Source organism: Marinilactibacillus piezotolerans, assembly GCF_900169305.1.
Taxonomy (GTDB): domain Bacteria; phylum Bacillota; class Bacilli; order Lactobacillales; family Carnobacteriaceae_A; genus Marinilactibacillus; species Marinilactibacillus piezotolerans_A.
This window is the reverse complement of the sequence record NZ_FWDP01000004.1, coordinates 1,378,270-1,404,231: the sequence shown is the minus strand read 5'-3', so window position 1 is coordinate 1,404,231 and position 25,962 is coordinate 1,378,270. Positions and strand designations below refer to the sequence as shown.

Genomic DNA, 25,962 nt, shown 5'->3' with positions numbered 1-25,962 from the left:
TGGTTCTGAACAAAATCCTGTTCAAAATCAGCTTTTTGTTTACCTGCAGCTTTAAATGATTGATTTTGTTGCAGCAGTTATATGCAAATCATGATGACAAGTTAATTCATTAAATGATGAATTTAAGTATTTAAACTGAACTGCAAAATATATGTATAAAGTTGTTCTTGTTATTTATTTCTTTTAGTTGAAGTAAAGACTTTTTTACTTTATCGTTAGGAAAGTAAAAAAAGTAAGTTACAACCATATTGTTTTAATAAAAATAAAGGAATATTGATTATAGATTTATCAAGGTTAAGGAGAAGGAAGATGGAACTCTACAAGTTATCAAAGCTCAGCTCTGTTACTGAACTTCAAAACTCGACAGAAAATAAGGATATCACAGGGATAACAGAAAGTTCTTCTAAAGTAAAAGCAGGGTATCTGTTTATTGCAGTAAAAGGACACGAAGTGGATGGTCATGATTTTATAGAGGAAGCAGTCGAACGAGGCGCTGCTGTTGTGATTGGAGAATATCCGGCTGAACAGATTTCTGTTCCTTATATTCAAGTAGATAATTCAAGAAAAGTATTAGGTCAGTTGGCTGCGGCTTTTTATGGATTTCCCAGCCGCGATAAATTAGTTATAGGGGTTACAGGTACGAATGGAAAAACAACGACATCATTATTTATTCAGCACTTATTGAAAAAGATAGGCTATCGGGTAAGTTACTTTGGGACAATTTTCAATGAAGTAAATGGTGTTCGAACTAAAAGTGCATTGACTACTCCGCCATCATGCTTCATTCAAGAACAGTTATCGCAATCTGATGATGAAGCAGTAGTCATTGAAGTTTCCTCTCAAGGCTTAGCTCAGCACCGTATGGAAGGTCTAGAATTCGACTATGCGTTATTTATGAATCTGCAACATGATCACTTAGATTATCACAATACAATGGAAGACTATTTTTATTCAAAAAAACGATTATTCTCATATTTGAAAAGCAATGGGAAAGCCATCGTCTATACAGACGATGACTGGGGAATGAAATTGAAAAACTTGTTAGAACAAGAAGGTCGGGAAGTACTGACAGTCGGGAGTAAGAACAATGCTAACATTCAAATAGATGAAATTCTAAAGACGAATGGTATGATATCAATAGAACAGGACACTTATAAGGTGAAATCTCCGCTGCCAGGAACTTATAATGTAATCAATACAATAATGGCAGGATCAGTTGTTTATGATATGGGCAAGTCATTTAATCAAATAAATGATTGGATACAAGATATTGAACAGATAGCGGGAAGATTTGAGAGCTATCTAATAAAGGACGAAGTCTATTCAGTAGTCGATTATGCTCATACTGCTGAAGCTGTAGATCTGCTGCTGAAAACGGTAAGGGAAGTTTATCCAAAGTATCGCCTAATCCATATTTTTGGTTTTAGAGGAAATAGAGATATAACTAAACGAAATAAAATGATTGAGGTTTCTTCTAAAAGAAGCGACAAAACGATTTTAACTTTAGACGATTTGAACAAAGTACCTGAAGAAGAAATGAAAGAAGAATATAAAAAATATCTAGATAAGGGTATTGTCGTAGAAATGGATCGAACGCGTGCTGTTTATAAAGCTGCAGCTGCAGCTGCTGGCCCGACGATCATCGTCGTAACAGGTAAAGGACATGAAACTTACCAACAACACTTTGAATTAGGAACTGCTACAGATACAGAAACAGTCAAATTGATAAGAAAACAATTGAAAAAATGAAGAATATTGTTGGATCTAGTATCCAGCTCTCGACACGCAGTGAAAGATACTCTCCAATTGGAAAGTATCTTTTTTCTTGTCTTCCTGATTTTTTCGCGCTGACGTACATCCATACTGGCTTTTACACTTTGACCCAATTCGTCTTGCCTGAGCACAAAAGCGGTCAGTTGATGACGGCTTTCACAACATTGAAATCTACAATGGAACTGGCGACTGTCGCTGCGGTAAGCGGATTGGGTAATTTTGGTAATATAAGACTCGTTCTGATAGAGACGGAGCTAGTAATGGTGGGCATTTTCATTATTATTTTTCGCTATTCTGATATCATAAAATTGAATCGCTTGAAAAACCCAGAAAAGACCAAAAAGGATGGTTTAGATAGACTTTCTTAACACTAAAGAATGAATGGAATAATAAAAGAAGATGAAAAAAGTGTGAATCTCTATCACTGCTTAAAATAAGGAAAGCCGAATAAGTATCTATACCATTGCGATTATCATTATCTTGCCACAAGGTCTCTTACTCAATCATTCTGCTGCTGGATGATATGATAAAAATACGAGTAAACAATATCAGATGAGTGAAAAGAGGAATGGTATATGGCTTTCAACTATGATTTGGACTTCGATAAAATTGATTTTCGCGAGCAACCCGAGCTGTATAGAGTCGGACGCGGCGAGCAGGGTGTACTGATGGTCGAGCCGTACAAAGGTGAGATCCTGCCGCACTGGCGCTTCAAGACACCTGAGATTGCCAAGAAATCATCTGAAAAAATTTATCAGATTTATCTGGATTACAAAGAAGCAGAGGACTTTGTCGGAATGGACATGGCCAGGAAATTTCTGCAGATGGGCTATACCCGTTCGCGCCGCTATGCGAATTATAAAGGCGGAAAGAAATACGACGAGAACGGTGAAGTAAAAGAGCGGGAAATCAATGAAGAAAAAGCTGAGTCAGCAGCAATCTTTGAGGAAAAGTGGAAGATTGTCCGCGAAGATAAAGCATATCTGAAAATGAAAAGGGCTCATCAGAAAAAGTATGGTTGATTGTTCACTTCATTATACTTCCTTATAAAAAATCAACTTTGATCAAGTTTGTGACCGAAGTTGACTTTTTATTGAGTCAATCTACTTATTTATTAAAAGTACATTTGACAAAATCGCTATAACAGCTAAAATAGATAGAGTTAGTCTAGGTAAATTGAAAGGTGAACTTACCTATTTAAATGAACAGAATAGTGGATTTGAATAAGAAAGGATTCGTTATTAAATATGGAAAATAATTTTTGGAAAGACTTGCCGAAGCCGTTTTTCGTCTTGGCACCAATGGAGGATGTCACGGACGTTGTCTTCAGACATGTCATCGCTGAAGCCGGCAGACCGGATGTCTTTTTTACGGAGTTTACGAATACAGTGAGCTACTGCCACCCAGAAGGACGCAATAGTGTACGCGGACGTCTGACCTTTACAGAAGATGAACAACCGATCGTGGCGCATATCTGGGGAGACCAGCCGGAATTCTTCCGTGAAATGAGTATCGGGATGGCGGAAGCAGGCTTCAAAGGGATCGATATCAACATGGGCTGCCCGGTACCGAACGTGGCTAAAAAAGGAAAAGGAAGCGGTCTGATCAAGCGTCCAGAAGTCGCTGCCGAACTGATTGAAGCAGCAAAAGCTGGAGGACTTCCAGTCAGCGTAAAAACAAGACTGGGTTACGCGAAGTTAGACGAGTGGCGCGAGTGGATTACACACTTGTTGAAACAAGATATCGTCAACTTGTCGATTCATTTAAGAACCAGAAATGAAATGAGCAAGTATGATGCACACTGGGAAATGATCGGAGATCTCAAGCAACTGAGAGACGAAATTGCTCCCGATACGCTGCTTACGATCAATGGAGATATTCCTGACCGCAAAACCGGCTTGGAGCTGGTTGAAAAATACGGTGTCGACGGAGTCATGATTGGACGCGGAGTCTTCACAAATCCGCACGCTTTTGAAAAAGAACCTAGAGAGCACAGCGGCAAAGAACTGCTGGACCTTTTAAGAATGCATCTGGATTTGTTTGATCAGTATTCTGTTGAAGACGGACGTTCATTCAAACCGCTGCGTCGTTTCTTCAAAATCTACGTACGCGGAATAAAAGGTGCCAGCGAGTTGAGAACAAAATTGATGGAAACCGTCACCACCAATGAGGTTCGTGCATTGTTAGACGAGTACGAAGCACATCATCCGGAAATACTAGAAGTACCAGAAAAAACGGTATCTGTAAAATAGTAATCAAAAAATAGGCTTTGCTGGCATATGATCAGCAAAGCCTATTTTTTATTTTGTGATTTCAGTTAAAAAGCTCGCTTCAATCATCCAGAAAGTGTCTGCTGACTACAGCGTCGTAATGATTGGGCCAGATTTTGAAAGAATGATTGTATGCTCATATTGAGCGACATAGCTGTCTTTGACTAAAAAAGTCCATCCGTCATCGCCTTCAAAAACTTCTTCTTCAGCGGTCGAGATAAAAGGTTCCCATGCAATGACCATACCTTCTTTTAATAAAGTGTCGTCATGACGAGTGTAGTAATTGAAAATATGGTTGGGTGATTCGTGAATAGAACGCCCGATGCCGTGACCAGTCAGGTTTTTGATGACGGTCAAGTTATGTTTTCTGGCAACATTATGTGCCGCTTTTCCGAGTCCGCTGGCGTTTGAACCAGGTTTTGCCTTTGCAAGTCCCGCTTCGAAAGCTTCTTTTACGACTTCACACACCTTATGTGCATCAGGATCCCCTTTTCCGACGACAAATGAAACACCCGTGTCCCCAAAGTAACCGTCTTTAGAACCGGAAACATCAATATTGACCAAGTCACCTTCTTGAATGATTCGATTACCAGGAATACCATGCGCTACTTCTTTATTTACGCTGATACAAGTATACCCAGGGAAGGTGTATTCTCCTTTAGGGGCAGACTGAGCTCCAGCCTTTTCAAAAAGGTCTTTTGCCATTTCATCCAGCTCGTTCGTCGTTATACCCGCTTTTGTATGCGCCACTAATGCGTCACGAATGGATCCGCAAATCTTGCCGATTTCTTTTAATCCATTAAAATCTTCTTCTGTTTTTGCTATCATGTTGTTTCCTCTATTCATTATTTTAATTTGGGGTATTTTGTCGGTTAAAGTGTATCATAAATCGAATGATTCTATCAGGTATTTATTTTTTTGCTTATTAAACCTGGCGGATAGAATCATGGGTTCTGTTCAAATATCCAAAAGGCTTATTTATAAGACTATTCATTTTCCACACTATTCACATAAAAATGAGAAATACGACAGTTTTGCTTCTAAATGATCGAGTCATATCTCAGTGACTTTGTTATTATACAGTTATGAAAGGAGGAGACCATGTTAAAAGAACTGAATCAAGTAATTGACTATATTGAGGAGCATTTGACTGAAGATGACTCCCTTGAAAAACTATCGGAATATGCGGGGGTTTCTGATTATCACTTAAGGACGTTGTTCTTTCATTTATCTGGTATGACGGTTACTGAGTATATAAAAAACCGTAAATTAACAGAAGCCAACAAAGACTTATTGAGTGGAGAAAAAGTAACAGTAGTGGCATTCAAGTATGGATACCAATCGCTTGATGGATTTACGCGAGCCTTTAAGAATTGGTGTGGGTTCTTACCATCAGATGTTCACAAAAAAGGGATGAGCAAATTTGTACCAAGACTATCTTTCTTCATTGATGTAAAAGGAGGCATTTCAATGAACTACCGAATCGAAGAAAAACCGGCATTTAGCTTCGCAGGGGTCAGCAAACGAGTTCCAATGCAGTTTGAAGGCGTCAATAATGCAATTGTCGAGCTGGCTCAGAGTATTACAGAGAAGCAAAGGAAAGAAATGCATACTCTTCAAAATATAGAACCACGTGAAATTGTAAATGTGTCTTATGATGCTGACGAAAACTTTATGAAAGAGGAGGGAGAATTGACGCACTTGATTGGGGTAATGACAACCGAAAGTCAAATCAGCAACGATTTAGATACTATATTCGTTGAAGCTTGCACTTGGGCAGTATTTCCATGTGAAGGACCTTTTCCTTCAGTATTACAAGAAACCATGGCAAGAACTTACTCAGAGTGGCTGCCGGCTTCTGATTATGAATTGATTCAGGCACCGAATTTTTCATTTACTAAAATGGATGATCAGAAAAGTGGGTATGCGTACAGTGAAATATGGTTGCCAGTCAAGAAAATTACGAAGTAAACATAAAACGCAATAATAAATCAGTAAAAAAAGTATTTCTTTAAGGAGAAATACTTTTTTGCTTTTCATTCAATTATAAATGGATACATCAGTATTAAGTCAGACAGCGCAGTTATTCTTCTACAGTAACATTTTCAACAATGGGCTGAAGGCGTTTGATGAAAAAGCCTAAAAGCGGGGCAAAGATCAGCATGCCGATTACAGTTCCTTCTCTTGCAGTCATCGGAACGCCAACTGATAAGGTCAGAAAGACAGTAAGGAGAACAGCGAGGACATCGACCATCTGCCGTATGACAGCGAAGCGGGTGTGAGTTTTTTCTGCCAGTGCCATACAAAAGCCTTCCAGCGGAAATGTGACGATATTCAGTGTCATAACCATACTTACCGCAAAAGCAGCCAAGACGGTTCCTGTTAAGAACAACAGCAAAGTAAATACATAGTGAGTTAAAGTCAGAGAAGCAAAGAGGGTATAGTAAAAATAATTAATTAAGACGCCTAGTAAAACGCTGACTGGAATTTGCAGCAGTTGTCTAGGCGGAAATGCGCTCTTTAATAAAAGCAGTTGTCCGAATACACAGGAAATATTTAAAATCATACCGATCGTGCCGACTTTTATGGCAGAAAGGTGCGCCAGAGACTGAGCGATGGCATCCCATGCGGCTAGACCAATAGCTGCTTTGATTGTCAGTGAAGCCGAAAATGCTACAAATACCATAGAGATTACCATCAAACTCAGTCTTTTCATCTGCTGCACGTTTATATCTCCTCATCATTCAATCATTCATCGTTATTACAAGCTAAGTCTATCACAGTCAGGATATGATTTTAAGCTTTTATCGAAATGACCCTGTTATTTAATGATATACAGGATAGTGAAGCAGTAAACCAGTTGATCATTTAGTATAGAGCATCGAAATTTGTTATAGTGTAAAGAAAGCGATAGAATCAAGCAAATGAGATCAATTCAAAAGATAAAAAATAAAGCAAGGAGATCGTTAAGGAAATGACCACAATAGAAGCAATCAGACAAGAAATCATGGCGGATCCGATGAATGAAAGCTATACAAAGCGCGGCGTTTCTCCGTTGTTTAGTGCACCAAAAGAAGCTCGCATTGCAATCGTCGGCCAGGCACCAGGACGAAAAGCAGAAGAAACCCAAATGTTCTGGAATGATGCCAGCGGAGATAGACTGCGTGAGTGGATGGGTGTTTCTAGAGAATTTTTCTATAGTACGAATGAAATTGCTCATCTGCCGATGGATTTTTATTATCCTGGCAAAGCGAAATCAGGGGATGTTCCGCCCCGTAAAGGATTTGCTGAAAAATGGCATTCTCGTCTATTAGCAGAGATGTCGCATATTGAAACCATTATACTGATCGGCAGTTACGCTCAAAAACATTATCTGGGAAAACGCCGGGAGAAAAACTTGACCGAGACCGTTCGGAACTTTGAACAATATGCACCTGAATATTTACCGCTTGTTCATCCATCGCCGTTGAATTACGGATGGATGAAGCGGAATCCCTGGTTCGAAGCAGATGTTTTGCCCGCACTGAAAAAAATAGTCCATCAAGACCTGCAGAAATTATAAATCTATTCCAGTTAATAGTGCTTCACTAAAAAATTTGTGTACAAAAAAGTCGCTGCCGTATAACGGCAGCGACTTTTCTTTGTCTAATGTCATAAATCCTGCAAACTAAGGACTGATCGCATAAATACAGTAATAACCTTTTTCTAAAATAGGTTTAGCGAGGAAGCAGGTCTTTATATTTTTTTCTCAATTCATGAAGTTTATCCAGCTGACTTAAATTGCTTTCCTTATTCTGAGAACCGACGGCAACTACCAGCATCTCCACAATTAAAGTGGGAGCAATCATTGAATGAAATTCCCAAGGTTCACCCCGGCTGCCGAATAAAGTGATATCTGCTTGATCAGCAATAGAAGAAACGACTTGATCTGTAACTGCAATTACTTTAAAGCCGATCGATTTCGCTTGTGAGAAGATGACGGATTCTTCTGGCAGAACCTTTCTGCCAAATGCAAAAAGTATCACAACATCATCTTTGTTTATATGAATCATATCCTCCAGCAGTTCGCTCCCGCTGTTGATCATTTTATGCAGAGAAAGTCCATAACGAGCGAGTCGAAAAGACAAAAGCTCCTGTAAGCCGACAGAAGACCCTTGAGCATAGATATAAACTTTATTCGCCTGATTGACAAGTGTCGCTGCTTTATTCAAGTTCTCTTCAGAAAACTGTTGAGCAGTAAACTCCAGATGCTGTATAGAAGTATGAAAACTTTTAGATAACCCTTTCTCTTTTTCAGATTGAGATAGAACCGTTTCGATTTTTCTGGCAGGAGTGGGTAACATTTTTTGTGTAATCTGTTTTTTGAAATCTTTCATATTTTTAAATCCGGTTGAACGCCAGAACCGAGAGACAGAAGCAATACTCAGACTCAGTGTGTCAGCAAGTTCTTGTTCTGTTGACAGCAAAACTGTCTGCAGATGACGCTCTACATACTCAGCAATTTTTTGTTGCGAGGTTGTCATATGTTGGGTATTCCAATCAAATTTCATATTTAAAGCCTCCATTTAAAGGTATTATGCACTTCGATAATGTAAGTATAACATGTTTTTTGTAAGAAAAATTACATTTAATAGTAACTGATATTTTTTTTACAAACCATTTACATGATTTATGTTTAAAGTTAATAATCAAACGGTATAGTGAAGTCAGTTAAAAAATTGGAGGGATAAAAAATGAGTCAATTGAAAAAACGGTACACGTTAACAGAACAGCAGAAGATGATGGTGTTTATACTATCTATGTCTTTATTCGGAATGGCAACAATGGTTTCAGAATTGCTTCCAGAATTGAAAGTCGGTATTGTCGAATTTAAAGTTGAATATTTCTTATTTATTCCATTGTCACTAGCTATTTTATTTCACCCGCTTCATGCAGCAGTCGGAGCAGCGCTAGGGCGAATTATATTTGGAGAAATCATGTTGGGCAAGTTCGAAGCATTAGGCGAAATCGAGAGCTTTTTAGCTTTAGTCCTATCTTTATACGTAGCAGGTATTATTGTCAGAGATCCTTCGAACAGATTTATGGTTGGATTAGCTTCTATTCTAGCCGTAATCATTGATCAGTTCATCAGTATGGGCGTAGACATTGGTAAAGTCTGGATCGGTGTAGAAGAATTAGAAACAATCCCTGGATTATACGAGAGTGTTGTTGCGGTTGAAGGGTTTGCTTTCTTAAACGATGTGATTGTCTCAGGGACGTTATTCGCGATGATTCCAACGATGTATCTCGTACCGAAACTTTATGGAAAAATTGAACCGCTGCTAGGCATGAAACCTAAAACAAAAGATCTTCAGATACCATTTAGCGATATTATTACACCAAGATTCATGGTCGGAGCTGTTATTGTTGCAGTCGTGGCATTCTTAGCTGAAGCTTTATCTGAATCTGATTTTGCACCTTCATTTGAATGGGCATATGCAGCGGAAAATGAATTCTTATTTACCATTATCAGTCTAATCGTTGCTGCACTTGTTTCAATCTTGATCATCTGGAGAGTCATGAGCAAAAGAGAAAATGCTGAAACAGCAAGATAAGTGCAGAGCATTTAGAGAGGAAAAAGTATGAGTTTAATAGAAATCGATCATGTTACATTTCAATATCCGGGAGCGGCAGCACCATCTTTGAACGACGTCTCCCTGACCATTGAACAGGGAGACTTTGTGGCCATCATGGGTGGCAATGGGTCTGGTAAAACGACCATGTGCAAGCTGCTCAATGGGTTGATCCCTCATTATTATGTGGGCGATATCGAAGGTGAAATCATCGTCGACGGAATCAAAACCCTGGAAAGAAAAGTAACAGATCTAAGCCAGTCTGTCGGATATGTTTATCAGGACTTCGAAAATCAGCTGGTTAGAGCAAAAGTCATTGAAGACGCCAGCTACAGTCCTTTGAACTTTGGGCATATGGACTACTTAGATCGTGGTAAAAAAGCGCTTGAGAAAGTTGGGCTGGTAGGAAAAGACGATGAGTACATCTGGGAACTCAGCGGAGGACAAAAGCACCTGTTAGCATTAGCAGGTGCCGTCTCCCTTGAGCCGAAAATTCTAATCGTTGATGAGCCAGTTGCACAGTTGGATCCGCAGCATGCAAAAGAATTGTACGATGTCTTGAAATTTTTAAATGAAAAAGAAGATACAACGGTTATCGTCATTGAACACCACACAGAATTTGTTGCAGAGTATTGTAAGAACGTGGTTTTAATGGCTGATAGCAGAGTGTTATGGAAAAAAGAGGTTAAAGAAGGTTTGACACGTGTCAGCGAGATGCGGGAAAGAGATATCTTTCCACCGCAAGTAACGCAAGCAGCACATGTTTTATCGCAAAAAGAAGGCCGGATGCTTCCAATCAACCTGGAAGAAGCAGCAAATTATTTCCAGACTTACCAGATTCCAGAATATAAACCGACCATATTAGAAGCGAAACCTAAGCAGGTAAAAGAAAAACTGGTTGAAATCCAGAGTGTTGATTTTTCATATAAAATGATTACTCGCGAAAAAAAGAAAATCCTTAATGGTATAGATTTGACGGTCCATAAAGGTGACCGAATTGCACTGGTAGGAAACAACGGGGCTGGAAAGTCTACGCTGATGCGTCTGATGACAGCATTAGACAAACCCGAAACGGGCGATGTGCTGCTGAAAGGTCAAAACACAAAAAGTGCTTCTCCGGAAAAATTTGCAGACTTAGTGACGTACATTTATCAGAATCCGGAAGAAATGTTTATTGACGATTCCATCAAAGCGGATATCGAATATTTCCTGAAAGCCAGAGACAAGGAAAACTATTCGGAAATAGTCGAGCGTATCTTAGAATTGTTCCATCTAAAGGAAATTCAAGATAGAGATGGCCGGCTGCTGAGCGGAGGTCAGCAAAGACGAGCTTCGCTGGCTATTGGAGTGGCAATGGAGCCCTCACTAATTTTACTGGACGAACCGACAGCAAATTTGGATATTGGAACAAGAAAACATATTGCACGCTTTATCCAGTCATTAAAGGATCAGGCAGAAGCCGTGATTATTGCAACACATGATATGCAGCTGGTTGCAGAATGGGCTAACCGTATTATTGTTATGAGAAACGGACAAATCATTCATGATGGAAACAGAGAAACCGTCTTTTCGAACAAAGCATTGTTGGATCAAGCAGGATTGACACCGCCTCAGATCATGGAATTGACCCGCGCGCTCGGTACGAAGCTGGCTTATTCAGTTGAAGATTTTGTTGCGTATGTAAATGAATCTAAAGAGGAGGAAGCTATCAGTGGAACTAACCAACGAACCAGTAGAGACGTCGAAGAAATCCAAGAACCTTACAAGGAAGCTGCAAGACTTCATTAGTGTTGAACAGTTGAAGATCGAAGTACTGAATGCAGCTTATGGGAATACGGATACGCCGATTGCCAGACTGGATGCAAGAACCATCTTTGTCTGGTACCTTTTCTACGCACTCTTTCCATGGCTGACACACAGTTGGATTGTACTGGCCGGGATGTTCTTGATGCTGACCGCAACCATTTATCTTGCGAGAGTCAGCTATTTACTGCTGTTCCTGTTCATCATGGGGATTATCGGGCAAGGGGGAATGGTACTAGCCGTATCCTTGTTTTTCGGAGGAAACTTTGAAACGATTATGCCCATTTTGATGTTTGAAACAAAACTAGCCATTATCTCTTTGGCCGGTCTGATTGCTTTTTCAACGATGGAGCCGGAAAAGCTGAGTGATGGTCTGCTGAAAATCGGTGTGCCGGGACAAGTCTCTTTTAGTATCTCATACGGTTACCGGATGCTTCCGACTTTAATCGAAGAGTATAACCATGTTTTCATGTCTTTCCGCTTGAGAGGTAAAGCCCCGGAAAAACACGGACTATTCTATTGGAGAAGTGCTGTTTATTTTATGAAGCTGATCGTCAAATCGTTTTATCCCTTGATGCTGAGCTCTGCCAAACGAGCCCGCACGACTGTAGAATCACTGGAATCCAGAGGAAGCCTGGTTTCATTCAATAACAAGGAAGTAAAAAAAGTTAAACTAGCTCACATGAAATTTACGTATAAAGATATACTATTCGCGATTTTTAATATTTTGTATGTCCTTATGCTCTTCATGCTGGCAATTGCACTTAATTAAAAGGAGTTTTCAAATGAATATAGATTTTCATACGCACGTAAAAGTAGCAAAAATTTCTCGGTTTATGCCGGATTATTTTGAAGATATGCTGAAGGAAGCAAAAGCTGCCGGATTAACAGCTATCTGTATGACAGAACATTTCAACACTTTTCAGACGATGGACACGTACGACTATTTAGAGGCGAATTATCCGTATGTAAATGAATACTATGATGTTAATGGACTCAAAGTCTTCGCTGGTATGGAAGTCGATGTAAAAGAAGTGGGACACATATTGATCGTTGCAGAGCGGGGAGAAATTGTCAATATGAGAAAACGCCTGTCTGAGTATGAAAGAAAGCCCGATTTTATCCCATTTAAAGCATTGATGGACCTGGCAGATGAATATAATACTTTAAGAGTGGGCGGACATCCATTGAGAACAAGCACGCCGCTGACGCATCATGATCCAGAGCAACTGAAACGTCTAGATGCTTTTGATTTGAATGGAAGAGACCTATATGCACAAGGTCAGCATCCTTATATTGAAGAACTGGAAGCTTTTGCGGCACAGCTGGATATGCCGATCGTCGGCGGAAGCGACACACATCAGTATCTTCAGTATGGATCTGTTTACAATGAAAGCAGTCGCGAATGCGAAACAATCAATGATCTGAAAGATATGATCAAATCAGGAGACTACAGAGTCCATGTTTCACCAGAATTAAATCTGAAAGTGAAATCTGCCAGCTTGGTCAAAAAACTGATTAAAACGTCTTTAGATGATAGAGGCGTGGCTTCGTTATATGAGAAAGTGGCTTTAAAACATACTCCTCTAAAAGCCTTTAGTTAACAGACATTTTCGTTGCAGCGAAGAATATCTGTTAGCTGTTGTTCTTCTTGAGTGGCTGTATAATAAGATAAAGAGTAGAAAGAGACCACCAAAGATTAGGCGATACGCTAATGTTTGGTGGTCTTTTTTATGGACAGATTTTTATAATGCTATAGTGCTATCAAGTTTAGTTCTTTTAGTGTTGCGTCAATAAATAATCTGCGCATCTGAAAGTCGCTGCCATGCTTTGTAACAGCTGCGACTGTTCCTTCGTCAGAATAAATACCCGCATAAATCTCTGGATGCCGGACAGCTGAAACGACCGATTGCGCACCTTCTTCAACCGTCACGAAAAAGGGGTCCAGCATTCGAAAGACCAGATTCCCCAGCCACTCACTCACATTATCCCGACCGATATTCGTCTTGACCATACCCGGGTGGACGGCTGTTACCTTCAACCCTTTTTGCGAATACATCTCATGCAGTTCTTGGGCTAGGTACAATGTTCCCAGCTTAGACTTTCCGTATCCAGTGATCGGGTTGAAAGACTTTGGACTGAAAAACGGCCGTTTCATAGGAGCGAATTTATAAGCTCCGGAGGACACCACAATGACCTGATTGCTTTCACTATTCATAACCAGCGGCAGCAATTCATGCGTAAGTAAAAACGGTCCAAGATAGTTTGTTGCCATCATCAGCTCATAACCATCGCTGCTTTCTCTTTTTGTTGTAGAGACCATGCCGGCATTATTGATCAGACAGTCGATGTGATTCACTTGTTTATGAATCGTTGCTGCAGCTGTTTTGACAGAAGATAAATCACTCAAGTCACACTCAATCAAGTCGACTCTTGCTTGCGGATTGATTTCAAATAACGCCTTCTTTAACGCTTCTCCCTTAGTGAGATTTCTGCACAACAGCAGAACACGGTCATACTGCTTTACTAGTACTTTGACTGCTGCTTGTCCAATACCAGAAGTTGGACCGGTAATAGCTAAAATAGATTCATACATAACATATTCATCCTTACTAATTGTTTTACTAGCTGTTTTATCTAGTATACCAAAAAGAATGCTACCTTTATGTTAACGTGTCTTTTAATCATCATCCAGTTCGTCATCTCTTTTTTTCTTAAACGAAAAACGTAATAAGCAGGGATAATACAGCAGATAAACAATATACCCGGCATAACGAAGGTGTTCATCATGCTATAGCCATCAATTGCGGAATTGAGCATCCCACTGGCGATCGCAATTAGAATGATAATAATCAAAGTGGCTTTAAGCCCTTTTTTAGGAGAGATATCCTCCTGTTCTTGTTCTACACTAACCGTCATTGATTGATAAGCAGCTACAACTCCCATTACCACTAACAAAAAAACAAAGGTCGATCTGTCATTTCACTGAACCCTCTAGTGATCAAGTCGTAACTAAGTATCCCTAAGATTCCCAATAGTTGGATAATAAACAACACTTTGATCTGCTTTAAGTTTTTTAGTATAAGTCGCTCATCCGTGATTTTCTTCATTTTTCCATTCCTCCTCGTTTATCCAGAAAAGTTCGTCCAATGTTTTATTGACGATGTGACAAATGTTCAGGCATAACTTTAGCGTCGGGTTATAACTTCCTTTTTCAATCAAACTGATTGTCTGACGAGTTACACCTGCTTTTTCCGCTAACTGCTGTTGCGTCAGGTTAACGGCTGCGCGTGCACTCTTTAAATGATTTTCCACAAATTCAATCACTCCTCCAATGTAATGTATAATTTACATTGTACACTATACATTACATTTTGCAAGGTATATATTACATATTTATAAATTTAAAAATTAAACTTTATGTGTTTACATATGTAAACAAGTATGATATAGTTTACTTATACAAAGATTACAAGTGTAAACGTCAATAATTAAATATTGTTATGTTTTTGAAAATAGAGGAGGAACTCTTATGTACAAAGATACCTATGAAATAGATGGTATGACCTGCGCATCTTGTGCGCAAACAGTTGAAAAGTCGGTAGCAAAGTTAAAAGGTGTCGACTCGGTCAACGTCAATCTGGCAACAGAAAAAATGAGTGTAGCTTACGATACAGACACTCTTTCAAATCAAGAAATCGAACAAGCGGTCAAAGATGCAGGTTATAAAGCCAGTAAAAATACGGTAAGCCGCAGTTATGAGATTGAAGGGATGACTTGTGCATCTTGTGCGCAGACGGTTGAAAAAAGCGTCAATAAATTAGGCGGCGTCAGCAGTGCCTCAGTCAACTTGGCAACAGAAAAAATGAATGTAGAATATGATACAGAAGCCGTATCAAATGCAGATATCATGAAAGCAGTCAAAGATGCCGGCTATGAAGCAATCGATCTGGAAGAAAACAAAGAAGCAGGAGAAGAACAAGCAGACAAGAAGCAAGCGCATATAAAAGAGATGTGGACCCGTTTCTTCTGGTCAGCCATTTTTACCGTACCGCTTCTTTATATTGCAATGGGAGAAATGATTGGACTGCCGATTCCGGGATTTTTACATCCTATGGAACAAAGTACCGCTTTTGCGACCACACAATTGATTTTGACACTGCCGGTCATGTATTTCGGGCGTTCTTTCTTTACAAATGGATTTAGAAATCTATTTAAAGGTCATCCCAATATGGACTCTCTGGTTGCATTGGGAACAAGTGCCGCATTTCTATACAGTTTATACGGCACAATCTTGATTTACATGGGAGACAATCATTTTGCGATGAGCCTGTATTATGAATCAGCCGCTGTTATCCTAACGCTGATTACTTTAGGGAAATATTTTGAAGCCGTCTCAAAGGGCAAAACTTCTGAAGCTATCAAGAAACTGATGGACTTAGCACCAAAGACAGCCAAAGTTGTCCGTGACGGTCAAGAGATAGAGATCGGCATTGATCAAGTGATGACAGACGACATCGTGATTGTTCGACCAGGAGAGAAAATTCCAGTCGATGGTGTGATCGTTGAAGGTATATCTGCAGTAGACGAATCGATGATCACTGGAGAAAGTCTACCTGTAGAAAAGAATGAAGGAGATAATGTCGTCGGTGCCAGCATCAATAAAACCGGCTCGTTCAAATTCAAAGCAACAAAAGTCGGAAAAGACACCACGTTATCTCAAATCATTCAACTAGTAGAAGAAGCACAAGGATCAAAAGCACCGATTGCACAGCTGGCAGATAAAGTATCTGGTGTATTTGTACCGATCGTTATTGGCTTAGCGATTCTCTCTGGGCTTGCCTGGTTCTTTTTAGGACAAGAGTCTTGGGTATTTGCCTTGACGATCACGATCTCTGTACTGGTGATCGCTTGTCCTTGTGCACTTGGACTGGCAACACCGACAGCAATCATGGTCGGAACGGGCAAAGGAGCAGAAAACGGTGTCTTGATCAAAAGCGGAGATGCGCTGGAATCTACCCAGAAAGTCCAAACGATTGTATTTGATAAAACCGGAACGATCACAGAAGGTAAGCCTGTTGTGACAGATATCCTCAACTACAATGGGTATAGCCAAGAAGAGGTATTGGCATTAGCGGCTTCTGCAGAAACAGGTTCTGAACACCCGCTTGGTGAAGCAATTGTAGAAGGGGCCAGAGAACGCGGCTTGCGGTTAGAGTCAGTGAAGAACTTTAATGCAATTCCAGGACAAGGCATCAAAGTAACCGTTGGAAAGCAAGACTTGCTGTTAGGAAACAAAAAACTGATCACAGAAAACAACATCGATCTATTGGATTCACAAGCAGCATCTGATCATCTGGCAGCTGAAGGAAAAACGCCTATGTTTATCGCAGCGGACGGTCAACTGATTGGGATCGTTGCAGTAGCCGACACGATCAAAGAACACAGTGTCCAAGCAATCGAAAAACTGCATAAAATGGGTATTCAAGTAGCGATGATTACCGGCGACAACAAAGGGACTGCAAACGCAATTGCCAAACAAGTCGGCATCGACCGCGTATTCAGTGAAGTCTTGCCTGAAGATAAAGCCAACGAAGTACAAAAACTTCAAAGCGAAGGGATACATGTGGCAATGGTCGGAGATGGTATCAATGATGCACCGGCATTAGCGCAAGCGGACATCGGAATTGCAATCGGTTCAGGTACAGATGTTGCAATAGAATCAGCGGATATCGTTTTGATGAGAAGCGACCTGATGGACGTACCGACAGCAATCGAGCTCAGCCGTGCGACGATCAAGAATATCAGAGAAAACCTATTCTGGGCATTTGCTTATAATGTACTTGGAATCCCGGTCGCAATGGGTATCCTCTATGCATTCGGAGGACCATTATTGAATCCGATGATTGCCGGAGCTGCAATGAGCTTCAGTTCAGTATCTGTATTGTTGAATGCACTAAGATTGAAACGATTTAAAGCATAACATATAGCGTAAAGAGCGGTTAAGGAGCTGCTTCTCAGTCTATGAGAAGTGGCTCCTTTTAATTAAGTTTCATGTACTGGCGGAAGCAAAGTGCTTAAAATTTAAAATGAGACGGTTTGTAAACAGCTCAAATGAAAATAAATATTCATATTAATAAGAGTAATATTCATTTATGCATGTAATTAATGTATAAATAAGCGGGTTTATTGTATTGTGTATCCAAATATGCTAATCTAAGAATCGCTGTAAATTGGAGGACATACAAGTGACTAAAAATACATTTAAATTTATCTTTTTATCTTTACTCGGACTTATCTTTTTCCTGGTTCCGTTTGAAATCGGCGGCGAAAGCAGCATTATGATCTCGCATATCATTGACTTTATTACGGAGAATATCTTTAATGCCTTTATTTTATTCACTCAAATCAGTGCTTGGATCGTTTTGCTGGGAACAATCATTTTTCTATTTTATACCTCGAAAAGCAAATATCTGAATTCGGTATTTAAAGCATCTCCTTTGAATGTGGTGTTGCGGATACTCGGGTCTTTCTTATATCTGATGGTGATCAATAAATGGTTCCTGCAAACGGGCGTCGGAAGTGTCATTTTAGATCCGGGAACCGGTGGAACCATGGCTGGAGAGGGCGGTCTGTTGACGACCTTATACATTACGTTTTTAGTCGGTCTGCTGGCACTGCCTTTACTGACACATTTTGGGATCGTTGAATTCTTGGGTGTGATTCTGGGACCGGTTATGGAAAAAGTCTTTAAAGTACCCGGCTTCTCAACGATTGATGCTATTGCCTCTTTCGTAGGAGATGGAACGATTGGCATCGTCGTGACGGATAATCAATATCAGAGAGGGTACTACAGCAGAAGAGAAGCTTATGTGATATCGACTAGTTTTTCGGTCGTAGGGATCGCTTTTGCGGCTGCAGTGGCACAGGAGCTGGGGTTCAGCTCTATTTTTCCAATCTTTTACGGTTCAATTTTAGTGGTGACACTGATACTGGCATTTATCACAGCGAGATTGCCGTGGAAGAAGTTCCCGGCAACCTACTATCAAGGGAAAGAACCGAAAACGGCAGAGACGCCGGAAGGTAAATCGAAGTTCAAACATGCTTACGAATCAGCGATCGAACAGGCAGATTCTTCCACAGTCGGTGGAGCTTTAAAAGAAGCCGTTAAAAATATCATTAATATTTACGTCAGTTTTTTGCCGATCATTATGGCAGTTGGAACGATTTCACTGATTATCGCAGAGTACACGCCGTTTTTCGACATCATTAGTGCTCCGCTGTTTTATGTCTATGACTGGATCGGTTTCAGTTCAGAAGTAGCCAGCCAGATGGCACCAGCATCTCTAGCAGGATTTGCAGATATGTATCTGCCGGCACTATTCATTACGGATGTGTCTTCTGAAGCAGCTCGTTTCTTTATCGGCGTCCTCGCTTTCACACAGCTGGTCTTCATGTCAGAAACGGGCATGATCTTGATCAAAACAAAAATCGGACTGAATTTCTGGGATATTGTAAAAGTCTTTATTTTTAGAACCGTTATTTCAATTCCGATTCTGATGGGCATTACTTACGGCTTATCCTTGATTGGCGTTATTTCATTTTAAATAATCATTCTATACAGTATCTGGATCAGTGAGAGCCGCTGAGACGGATGCTGTATTTTTTTGTAAAAAATCAAAAGTCTCTTTGCATAAAGCGTGTAATTTCTATAAAATTTACCTATGAGAATAGGAGTTAATACATAAGAAACAAATTGAATCGAATAATAGAAATTGGAGATAATAAATTTGAAGGTGAATAATCGACTGTTTCTGAGTACACTTGGAATCATCTCAACCATCGCAATCATAGGTTTATTATTTTTAAGTTACATAAAATTGGACGAACCGCTGTTTTTTGAACATTATTATGAGCAGCAAGTGACCGTTTTGTCAGATGGAGATTTAGACTCGCATGGCGAGGAATTTGAGTTGAAATACCTTACAAATGCGTTTGAAGATAAGACAGTCATTCATGTGGAGTTTCCAGAGGAACCGGATTTAGCAGTTCAGGCTTCAGAGTATCCATTTGGTATAAGTCCGAGTTCAACTCCAACTCCAGAGGAAACTAAGGGGCCGTATTCTGTCCGAACCGTTTATGTACAACCGCTTGAACTATTTGGGGCTGAACAATTCGACCAGACAACCTTGACCCAAGTAAAACTTTTCTTCAGTGATAACAGTTCAATGACTGTCGATATAGGGGAAGTAAATTTCTATACTGTTTCTCCTGATCAATTAGATACAGAGCCGCTCAACTACTTTAGTTCCACCAGCACCTCTGAAGGAGATACTAGTCATTTTTATGAAGTGAAAAGTGAGGTCACACTGACAGGGATACATTCTGAGCATTTAGACAAGTATGCTGACTGGATAAATTTTAAAATAAACGACCAGCCCTTAGAAACCTGGATTGGAAAAACATTCCAATCTGGGGAAACGATCAGTGGCAGCAGTGAAATGGTTGAAAATCGTAGTAGAAATATTCTGGACCGCTTTACTGAAATCAAGCTTCGTCCAGAACTGACCTTAACGGATGCAGAGGGTCAGCAGCATACGAGCCGAACATTTGAAATAGAGGACAGAGAAGCATTTACGTTCTTCAACTTGTTGGAATATGTAAAAGCGAGAGGAGCATTGTAATGTCAGCAGCATATAAGAAACTATTCTGGGGTGTGTTTTTTGCGAATATCCAACTGCACTTTGGCGCAATCACCATACTTCCGGGTTTTGTCGGATTTCTGATTGCTTATTCAGGGCTGTCAGATCTGGATATGGAAACGGAGACGGCATCAAAATCATTTGACTTGCCGCAGGGAACACTGCTGGCTCTCGTAATTTTGACTGCTATCTATTCTGCATTCAATTTATTTACAGGCAGTCAGTATGAAACACTGCCGCTGGTGGCCTTTATTCCGACTTTATTCTCCGTGATGGAGTTAGTCGCTTTTCATAAGATTCTTGAAGTGTCTGTAACTGAGTTTCAAGCACGCGATTTTATATACGGAGTGGAAAAATACAGCCGCCGTGACCGCATTTATATTCTTTTAAAAGGACTTTCTGCGCTGCTGCTGACGCTGAACCTCGTATTCAGCAGCCCCGTAATTTTAGTAGCAGGAACTTTGCTAGAAGTCGCTGCCATCATTTATTTGCTGGTTATCTTCCACTCTTTAAAAAAAGATACAGAAGAAATGGAGATAGAGTATTTTACAGATTTATATTAAAGGCGCATAATACCAGGAGGGCAGACAGATGATAGAGACAGTGCATATTGCGATCGTAGATGATGAAGCAATCCAGCTTAGTACGATGACGTTATTGTTAAAAAAGGCAGCGGATGAAATGAAACTGCCTATTCAGATTGCAGCATTTTCAAGTGGAGAAGCTTTCCTGTTTGAATTAGAAGAGCATCCAGACTTGAATATGATTTTTTTGGATATTGAAATGAAGCAGGTAGACGGGTTAAAAGTCGCGCAGTCCATCCGCCAGATCGATCAGGAATTGACGATCGTTTTTGCTACAGCTTATGCTGAATACGCTGTTCAAGGATATGATGTACAGGCGCTGGATTATCTTCTGAAACCGATAGAAGTGGACAAAATCAAACGCGTTTTTCAACGATATCTGGACCGCAAGCCAACAGCGAAGTCGTTTATGACCATTGAAACCGGCGGAGAAACAGCCAAACTGTTTCTAGAAGACATTTTATACATAGAGGTCAACAAACGAGAATGTGAAATCCATTTAAACGATCAGGTGATCATCGTTCATCAAACGCTGAAAGAACTATTGGATAAGTTAGATGATACCTTTATCCAGACGCATCGAAGCTATGTTGTAAACCTGAGTCATATTGAGCGATTGTTGAAGTCGGATGCAGAATTGTCCAACAAAAAAATCGTTCCAGTATCCAGGCGGCTTTCTAAAGCTGTTCAGGAACAATTTGTCCAGTACCATAAAGGAACGGTGTTCTATAATGACTGAGTGGATCGGGATTGTTTTAATGATAGTACTGCTGATGATCTTGCTTTTCTTGTTTTTCAGACAAAGACGAACGATTGAGCAGTACAAGATACAGGAGAAAGAATTGGATCAGTATGCGGTGGAAGTGGAAATCATCTATACGCAGATGCGAGGAATCCGGCATGACTATCGCAACCATCTGCAAGTCATGAACACCTTAATGCAAAACAAAAAAACCGATGAGCTGGGCAGCTATATTGCACAACTGACGAATGAACTGAACCAAGTAGATACCATCATTCGAACGGGAAATACAATGATCGATGCCATAGTGAATACAAAACTGACAGCGGCAAAACATAGAGGCATTGAGTTGGATGCTACAGCAATTGCTCCAAAAGAACTCAGTATTGAACACGTAGACTTAGCCATCATTCTGGGCAATCTTTTGAACAATGCCATTGAGGCAGCGACCAAAAAGAGTGAGACGGCTGACGATAGATTTATTCGACTATATCTGGCGCCGATGAAAAATACTTTGTATATCAGCGTGACCAATACGATGACTGAAAATCCTAGACCCTCTTTTCTATCGCTGAAACGAAAGAACAGCAGAGGGTACGGACTTTCCAGGATAGACCAGGCAGTAGATAAATATCAGGGAATTGTAAACAGGAAATGGGAGGACGGTGTCTTTGCAACAGAAGTTACTTTGCCATTATCTGACCGTTCGTAACCAAATGCAGACCATTCATACACTTCTGAAAAAGGAGTGTATTTTTTTAGATATACTAACGGGGAGGTGAAGGAAATGAAACAGAAACTTAAGCACTTAAAGATTTTAATAATGGAATTATACACATTTAAGCCGACGATATTTGTTTTTATGTCTTTAAATGTACTTATCAATGCGGTTAAGCCGTTACTGCAGTTATTGCTGTCCGCACAGGTTATCCAGTGGCTGCTGGAAGGGATAGCTATTCAGGAATATCTATTGAATTTACTAGGATGGATCGCAGTATTGGCAGTGGCAGAGCTAGCAAGTTCTTACTTTGAGATTACAGTAGAAGAGTACGTCAACTTCTTTAGAACACAGACAATGTTCAAAGTAAAAAAGCAGTACCTTCAATTAGACTATCCTTTGTTAATCGGAAAGAAAGCGCAAGAACGCTATAACGAAGCAAGAGAGCTGAGTTACAATAACGAATCGCTGTTTGGAAGACTGATTCCAGAGAGTATTGAATGGGGAACGGCTTTAACCAGTGTCATACTGACTGTCTCAATTCTAAGTCAGCTGGAGCCTTTATTCTTGTTGATGATAGGACTCTTTATGCTGATCGTCTTGTTCTTTAATCGACTGCAGATCAAGCTTGATCACAAATTGTTTTCAGCTATAGCGAATAATACACAAAAACAGAGATACTTAGTAAAAGTTTACGGGGAATCCAGAATCACAAAAGATGTCCGTATTTTCCAGATGAATAACTGGTTCAAGCGGATAGAAAAAAACACGATAGATCAGTACCAAGAAATTTTAAAACCAAAACAGAGATTATCTTGGACGGAAAGTACAGTTTTGAACATTGGGATTATCGGCCTCTCGGCATTGTCATATATAAGAAGTGTCCAGCTGATTGTGTCTGGTGAGATCCCTGTATCCAGTTTTGTTGTTTTTGCTGGCTCCGTAACGATTCTAGCACAGGCAATTATTCAATTGATTAAAGCATCCGGTAAAATGAACAAAAATATCAATGAAACGGAAAAATACGATAAATTTCTAACGCAAAAAAGCCGATTTAATCATGGCAAAGGCACAGAAATCCCAAGTGGACCTCTGACCATTGAATTAAAGAATGTTTCATATACGTATCCCAATCACGATCAGCCAGCCTTGAAAAATATTTCTCTGATCATACAGCCCTATGAGAACTTGGCCATCGTTGGAGAAAATGGAGCAGGTAAATCGACACTGACTAACTTGATTACCGGGTTGATTGAGCCGGATGAGGGCGAAATTCTCATTAATGGTATTTCACAAAAAGACTTTAACCGTTCTGAATACTATACTTTGTTTGCTCCAGTCTTTCAGGAAAAATACTTACTAACCTATTCCATTAAAGAGACGATTATCCAAGGCGTGCCGTTCGATGCCGAGAAATATGAAAGAGTCTTGAAGTTAAGCGGGATGGAGACAATTATTTCACAGTTCAAAACAAAAGATGAGACTAAAATTGTACGAGCTGTTGACCGAGATGGCGTTAATCTTTCAGGGGGACAGCTTCAGAAATTGAAACTGGCACAAGCTCTGTACAAAGATGCTCCTTGTCTGATATTAGATGAGCCGACTGCCGCACTTGATCCAATCGCAGAGCATCAAGTGTATCAGGATTATTTCCAGTTCTCGAAAGATAAGTTGTCTATTTTTATTTCACATCGTTTGTCATCAACTAGGTTCTGTGATCGAATCATCTACTTGAAACAAGGCGCTATTACAGAGATAGGTACACACGATGAACTGATCAGAAAAGCTGGGGACTATTATAATCTGTATGAAGCTCAGGCTTATTACTACAAGAAAGATAAGGTTGAGGATGAATCAGAAGCGGTTATTGAAGGAGGCGTCATCTAATGAAGAATATACGGTTATATAAACGAGCTTTTTCAGATCTGTTTCATTTAGGGAAAAAATACCACTTTTTACTCATTATTCAGTCGGCAGTTTCTTCCAGTACACCATTTATCGGGTTTATCTATGTAACGCAAATCATTGCAGCTTTATCCAACAGCCAGATGAATCGTATCCCTGCTTTGATTATTCAGTATTTAACTTTGACCTTTCTCCTGCAGTGGATCAGCAGCATGCTTCAGCCGGTGTTTGAAAGAGAAGATGCCATACTGATGAGAAAACTCTATGCTATTCCGCAAAAGAAAATGCTGACGATGCAGTATCGCTATGCAGAAGATTCAGAAATACGAGAAAAGCTGGATTTTATAAATCGAAACAACGTGAGCAGTCAATCGTCCTTGCCGATTTTAAAAGTTAGAATGAAGATGGTACTGGCAGGTTTCTTTAGTACAATCTGGGGTGTGATTCTACTTTTTCCTCTGTTTACGGTAGATGTCAGTAATTTACCTGACCAGTACTGGTTTTTAAATCCGTTTATGATACTGATTGGATTTGCCGGGATGCTTGGATTCAGCATCTGGGTACAAGTCGGGCAGTCAAAGAAGTCAGGAAAATATCTGATTGAACTATTTGAGAAAGTCGCTAGAATCAATGCAGTTTATAGTTATGAAGATGACATCTTGCAAGATGTTCAATCAGGCAAAGAGATTCGTTTATACCAGTTAACGGATAAGATGCTCAAAAACGTTGAAGAAGATGATGCATTTTCACTGAAAATCGTTGCAGCCAACTACAAGTTGTTTAAAAAAATGATCATACCTACATCAGGACTGTTTCAAATCATGAATTACCTGATCTATGCCTATATAGGGGTGCTGGTTTTATTAGGGGCTCTTCCAATCGCTCTGATTATTCAATTATCCAGCGCGTTGAGCCAGATGGTATCTGTATTTCCAGGAACGATCCAGCATCTGATGATGATGTTTTCTGCCCCAGATACATTAGCAGAATATTACGCGTTTTTAGACTTGCCAGATGAAAAAGTCATCGGCAGTCTGCCCGTCGAAAAACGATTAGATCATCAGTATCATTTCAAGTTAGATCAAGTATCTTTTGCCTACCCGGGAACGGAAGAACGTGTTTTGAAAAATTTGACGGGGACTTTTGAAGTAGGGAAGAAATATGCTGTTGTAGGAGAGAATGGTTCTGGGAAGACGACTTTTATCAAATTGTTGACTAGACTCTATGAGCCAACAAGCGGTGAAATCAAGCTAAATAAAATCAATGCACGAAAGTATGACCTGAGAGAATATTTCGATTTGTTCGGTGTGGTGTTTCAAGATTATCACTTGCTGGGTTTTTCACTGGGACAGAATATATCTGTACAGCCGGGTTATGATACAGAGCAGGGAATGCACACACTGGAACAGTTAGGGTTGGCAAGTCACATCAAAGCATTACCGAAGCAGTTGGATACTTATATCAGTACAGAGTTCGACGAATCTGGAGTCAATTTCTCCGGCGGTCAGCAGCAGAAAATCGCCATTGCCAGAGCGCTGTATAAAGACGCGCCGGTCATGGTACTTGATGAGCCGACAGCGGCACTAGATCCCATCACTGAGTTTGAAATCTACCAGCATTTCGACCAGCTGGTTCAGGATAAGACAGCTTTCTACATTTCTCATAGACTTTCCAGCGCTAAGTTCTGCGATGAGATTCTCGTCTTCGATCGTGGAGAAATCGTCCAGCGTGGGTCTCATAAAGAACTCGTTGAAGAAGACGGAAAATACCAGGAACTTTGGAATGCTCAAGCGCAGTATTATCAGTAGGATTTATAGGTTGTATGAAACTGAAAAAGTCAATGTAGTAAAAGG

At 40.1% G+C, this 25,962-nt stretch carries 25 protein-coding genes; 18 read left to right on the top strand and 7 right to left on the bottom strand.

The window, feature by feature from the left end; genetic code table 11:
* Positions 1–309 precede the first annotated feature (309 nt).
* The 4 genes from B6F02_RS10410 to B6F02_RS10395 all read left to right on the top strand — a co-directional run bounded on the left by B6F02_RS10410 (position 310) and on the right by B6F02_RS10395 (position 4,025).
* Complete coding sequence (locus B6F02_RS10410; RefSeq protein WP_080147277.1) at positions 310–1,749, top strand: UDP-N-acetylmuramoyl-L-alanyl-D-glutamate--2,6-diaminopimelate ligase; 1,440 nt, start codon at positions 310–312, stop codon at positions 1,747–1,749.
* Positions 1,746–2,141 (top strand): hypothetical protein, encoded by a 396-nt coding sequence (locus B6F02_RS10405; RefSeq protein ID WP_080147276.1) that lies wholly within the window; start codon positions 1,746–1,748, stop codon positions 2,139–2,141. Before B6F02_RS10410 ends, B6F02_RS10405 begins: the two co-directional genes overlap by 4 nt.
* 207 nt (positions 2,142–2,348) lie before the next feature.
* On the top strand, positions 2,349–2,795 hold the full coding sequence (locus B6F02_RS10400) for a DUF4385 domain-containing protein (RefSeq protein WP_080147275.1): 447 nt from the start codon (positions 2,349–2,351) through the stop codon (positions 2,793–2,795).
* Positions 2,796–3,020: 225 nt separating this feature from the next.
* Positions 3,021–4,025 carry a tRNA dihydrouridine synthase gene (locus B6F02_RS10395; RefSeq protein WP_080147274.1) on the top strand — a complete coding sequence of 335 codons (1,005 nt, stop codon included), beginning with the start codon at positions 3,021–3,023 and terminating at the stop codon, positions 4,023–4,025.
* Positions 4,026–4,130: 105 nt separating this feature from the next.
* Here the strand turns inward: B6F02_RS10395 and map are convergent, their stop codons facing one another.
* Positions 4,131–4,871: a type I methionyl aminopeptidase gene (gene map / locus B6F02_RS10390; protein WP_080147273.1), complete on the bottom strand. Its 741-nt coding sequence runs from the start codon at positions 4,869–4,871 to the stop codon at positions 4,131–4,133.
* A 273-nt stretch (positions 4,872–5,144) separates the two neighbouring features.
* Here map and B6F02_RS10385 point away from each other — a divergent pair, with 273 nt between their 5' ends.
* Entirely contained in the window at positions 5,145–6,014 is an 870-nt protein-coding gene (locus B6F02_RS10385) for an AraC family transcriptional regulator (protein WP_080147272.1), read from the top strand.
* A gap of 112 nt (positions 6,015–6,126) precedes the next feature.
* On the opposite strand, the gene B6F02_RS10380 is transcribed toward B6F02_RS10385, so the two are convergent.
* Positions 6,127–6,768 (bottom strand): YczE/YyaS/YitT family protein, encoded by a 642-nt coding sequence (locus tag B6F02_RS10380; protein ID WP_080147271.1) that lies wholly within the window; start codon positions 6,766–6,768, stop codon positions 6,127–6,129.
* 249 nt (positions 6,769–7,017) lie between these two features.
* Here B6F02_RS10380 and B6F02_RS10375 point away from each other — a divergent pair, with 249 nt between their 5' ends.
* Positions 7,018–7,605 (top strand): uracil-DNA glycosylase family protein, encoded by a 588-nt coding sequence (locus tag B6F02_RS10375; protein ID WP_080147270.1) that lies wholly within the window; start codon positions 7,018–7,020, stop codon positions 7,603–7,605.
* Between the two features lie 154 nt (positions 7,606–7,759).
* Here B6F02_RS10375 and B6F02_RS10370 read toward each other — a convergent pair whose 3' ends face one another.
* Positions 7,760–8,593: a MurR/RpiR family transcriptional regulator gene (locus tag B6F02_RS10370; RefSeq protein ID WP_179128576.1), complete on the bottom strand. Its 834-nt coding sequence runs from the start codon at positions 8,591–8,593 to the stop codon at positions 7,760–7,762.
* Between the two features lie 183 nt (positions 8,594–8,776).
* Here B6F02_RS10370 and B6F02_RS10365 point away from each other — a divergent pair, with 183 nt between their 5' ends.
* From B6F02_RS10365 to B6F02_RS10350, 4 genes are read left to right on the top strand one after another with little or no spacing between them, the layout of a single operon-like run.
* A complete protein-coding gene (locus B6F02_RS10365; protein WP_080147268.1) occupies positions 8,777–9,637 on the top strand; it encodes a cell division protein FtsQ in 861 nt (286 codons plus the stop codon).
* 27 nt (positions 9,638–9,664) lie between these two features.
* A complete protein-coding gene (locus tag B6F02_RS10360) occupies positions 9,665–11,443 on the top strand; it encodes an ABC transporter ATP-binding protein (RefSeq protein ID WP_080147267.1) in 1,779 nt (592 codons plus the stop codon).
* The gene (locus tag B6F02_RS10355; RefSeq protein ID WP_218672182.1) at positions 11,367–12,230 is read left to right on the top strand and encodes an energy-coupling factor transporter transmembrane component T family protein; all 864 of its coding nucleotides are present in this window, start codon (positions 11,367–11,369) and stop codon (positions 12,228–12,230) included. Before B6F02_RS10360 ends, B6F02_RS10355 begins: the two co-directional genes overlap by 77 nt.
* 13 nt (positions 12,231–12,243) lie before the next feature.
* Complete coding sequence (locus tag B6F02_RS10350) at positions 12,244–13,062, top strand: PHP domain-containing protein (RefSeq protein ID WP_080147265.1); 819 nt, start codon at positions 12,244–12,246, stop codon at positions 13,060–13,062.
* Positions 13,063–13,211: 149 nt separating this feature from the next.
* Here B6F02_RS10350 and B6F02_RS10345 read toward each other — a convergent pair whose 3' ends face one another.
* From B6F02_RS10345 to B6F02_RS10335, 4 genes are read right to left on the bottom strand one after another with little or no spacing between them, the layout of a single operon-like run.
* Positions 13,212–14,054: an SDR family NAD(P)-dependent oxidoreductase gene (locus B6F02_RS10345; RefSeq protein ID WP_080147264.1), complete on the bottom strand. Its 843-nt coding sequence runs from the start codon at positions 14,052–14,054 to the stop codon at positions 13,212–13,214.
* A 41-nt stretch (positions 14,055–14,095) separates the two neighbouring features.
* The gene (locus B6F02_RS10340; protein WP_143745286.1) at positions 14,096–14,404 is read right to left on the bottom strand and encodes a hypothetical protein; all 309 of its coding nucleotides are present in this window, start codon (positions 14,402–14,404) and stop codon (positions 14,096–14,098) included.
* A gap of 5 nt (positions 14,405–14,409) precedes the next feature.
* A complete protein-coding gene (locus B6F02_RS11040; protein ID WP_179128575.1) occupies positions 14,410–14,568 on the bottom strand; it encodes a hypothetical protein in 159 nt (52 codons plus the stop codon).
* The gene (locus B6F02_RS10335) at positions 14,549–14,773 is read right to left on the bottom strand and encodes a helix-turn-helix transcriptional regulator (RefSeq protein ID WP_080147262.1); all 225 of its coding nucleotides are present in this window, start codon (positions 14,771–14,773) and stop codon (positions 14,549–14,551) included. The genes B6F02_RS11040 and B6F02_RS10335 overlap by 20 nt, the downstream gene beginning before the upstream one ends.
* Positions 14,774–14,990: 217 nt before the next feature.
* Between B6F02_RS10335 and B6F02_RS10330 the strand changes: the two genes are divergently transcribed.
* The 8 genes from B6F02_RS10330 to B6F02_RS10295 all read left to right on the top strand — a co-directional run bounded on the left by B6F02_RS10330 (position 14,991) and on the right by B6F02_RS10295 (position 25,917).
* A complete protein-coding gene (locus B6F02_RS10330) occupies positions 14,991–17,441 on the top strand; it encodes a heavy metal translocating P-type ATPase (RefSeq protein WP_080147261.1) in 2,451 nt (816 codons plus the stop codon).
* A gap of 265 nt (positions 17,442–17,706) precedes the next feature.
* A complete protein-coding gene (locus B6F02_RS10325; RefSeq protein ID WP_080147260.1) occupies positions 17,707–19,065 on the top strand; it encodes a YjiH family protein in 1,359 nt (452 codons plus the stop codon).
* A 183-nt stretch (positions 19,066–19,248) separates the two neighbouring features.
* Positions 19,249–20,142, top strand: coding sequence for a hypothetical protein (locus tag B6F02_RS10320; RefSeq protein WP_080147259.1), 894 nt, complete (start codon positions 19,249–19,251; stop codon positions 20,140–20,142).
* Complete coding sequence (locus tag B6F02_RS10315; protein WP_080147258.1) at positions 20,142–20,723, top strand: hypothetical protein; 582 nt, start codon at positions 20,142–20,144, stop codon at positions 20,721–20,723. The genes B6F02_RS10320 and B6F02_RS10315 overlap by 1 nt, the downstream gene beginning before the upstream one ends.
* A gap of 28 nt (positions 20,724–20,751) precedes the next feature.
* Positions 20,752–21,483, top strand: a complete 732-nt coding sequence (locus B6F02_RS10310) for a LytR/AlgR family response regulator transcription factor (RefSeq protein WP_080147257.1) — start codon at positions 20,752–20,754, stop codon at positions 21,481–21,483.
* The gene (locus B6F02_RS10305; protein ID WP_179128574.1) at positions 21,476–22,198 is read left to right on the top strand and encodes a sensor histidine kinase; all 723 of its coding nucleotides are present in this window, start codon (positions 21,476–21,478) and stop codon (positions 22,196–22,198) included. Before B6F02_RS10310 ends, B6F02_RS10305 begins: the two co-directional genes overlap by 8 nt.
* A gap of 75 nt (positions 22,199–22,273) precedes the next feature.
* Positions 22,274–24,091 (top strand): ABC transporter ATP-binding protein, encoded by a 1,818-nt coding sequence (locus B6F02_RS10300; RefSeq protein WP_080147255.1) that lies wholly within the window; start codon positions 22,274–22,276, stop codon positions 24,089–24,091.
* Positions 24,091–25,917 (top strand): ABC transporter ATP-binding protein, encoded by a 1,827-nt coding sequence (locus B6F02_RS10295; protein ID WP_080147254.1) that lies wholly within the window; start codon positions 24,091–24,093, stop codon positions 25,915–25,917. The genes B6F02_RS10300 and B6F02_RS10295 overlap by 1 nt, the downstream gene beginning before the upstream one ends.
* Positions 25,918–25,962 lie beyond the last annotated feature (45 nt).

Bases quoted from the DNA above. Each gene is read 5' to 3' on its own strand.
- B6F02_RS10340 (WP_143745286.1), bottom strand. From the start codon at position 14,404: ATGGGAGTTGTAGCTGCTTATCAATCAATGACGGTTAGTGTAGAACAA.
- B6F02_RS10405 (WP_080147276.1), top strand. From the start codon at position 1,746: ATGAAGAATATTGTTGGATCTAGTATCCAGCTCTCGACACGCAGTGAA.
- B6F02_RS10350 (WP_080147265.1), top strand. From the start codon at position 12,244: ATGAATATAGATTTTCATACGCACGTAAAAGTAGCAAAAATTTCTCGG.
- B6F02_RS10305 (WP_179128574.1), top strand. From the start codon at position 21,476: ATGACTGAGTGGATCGGGATTGTTTTAATGATAGTACTGCTGATGATC.
- B6F02_RS10375 (WP_080147270.1), top strand. From the start codon at position 7,018: ATGACCACAATAGAAGCAATCAGACAAGAAATCATGGCGGATCCGATG.
- B6F02_RS10365 (WP_080147268.1), top strand. From the start codon at position 8,777: ATGAGTCAATTGAAAAAACGGTACACGTTAACAGAACAGCAGAAGATG.
- B6F02_RS10330 (WP_080147261.1), top strand. From the start codon at position 14,991: ATGTACAAAGATACCTATGAAATAGATGGTATGACCTGCGCATCTTGT.
- B6F02_RS10385 (WP_080147272.1), top strand. From the start codon at position 5,145: ATGTTAAAAGAACTGAATCAAGTAATTGACTATATTGAGGAGCATTTG.
- B6F02_RS10345 (WP_080147264.1), bottom strand. From the start codon at position 14,054: ATGTATGAATCTATTTTAGCTATTACCGGTCCAACTTCTGGTATTGGA.
- B6F02_RS10315 (WP_080147258.1), top strand. From the start codon at position 20,142: ATGTCAGCAGCATATAAGAAACTATTCTGGGGTGTGTTTTTTGCGAAT.
- B6F02_RS10370 (WP_179128576.1), bottom strand. From the start codon at position 8,593: ATGAAATTTGATTGGAATACCCAACATATGACAACCTCGCAACAAAAA.
- B6F02_RS10360 (WP_080147267.1), top strand. From the start codon at position 9,665: ATGAGTTTAATAGAAATCGATCATGTTACATTTCAATATCCGGGAGCG.
- B6F02_RS10300 (WP_080147255.1), top strand. From the start codon at position 22,274: ATGAAACAGAAACTTAAGCACTTAAAGATTTTAATAATGGAATTATAC.
- B6F02_RS10400 (WP_080147275.1), top strand. From the start codon at position 2,349: ATGGCTTTCAACTATGATTTGGACTTCGATAAAATTGATTTTCGCGAG.
- map (WP_080147273.1), bottom strand. From the start codon at position 4,871: ATGATAGCAAAAACAGAAGAAGATTTTAATGGATTAAAAGAAATCGGC.
- B6F02_RS10410 (WP_080147277.1), top strand. From the start codon at position 310: ATGGAACTCTACAAGTTATCAAAGCTCAGCTCTGTTACTGAACTTCAA.
- B6F02_RS10295 (WP_080147254.1), top strand. From the start codon at position 24,091: ATGAAGAATATACGGTTATATAAACGAGCTTTTTCAGATCTGTTTCAT.
- B6F02_RS10395 (WP_080147274.1), top strand. From the start codon at position 3,021: ATGGAAAATAATTTTTGGAAAGACTTGCCGAAGCCGTTTTTCGTCTTG.
- B6F02_RS10310 (WP_080147257.1), top strand. From the start codon at position 20,752: ATGATAGAGACAGTGCATATTGCGATCGTAGATGATGAAGCAATCCAG.
- B6F02_RS11040 (WP_179128575.1), bottom strand. From the start codon at position 14,568: ATGAAGAAAATCACGGATGAGCGACTTATACTAAAAAACTTAAAGCAG.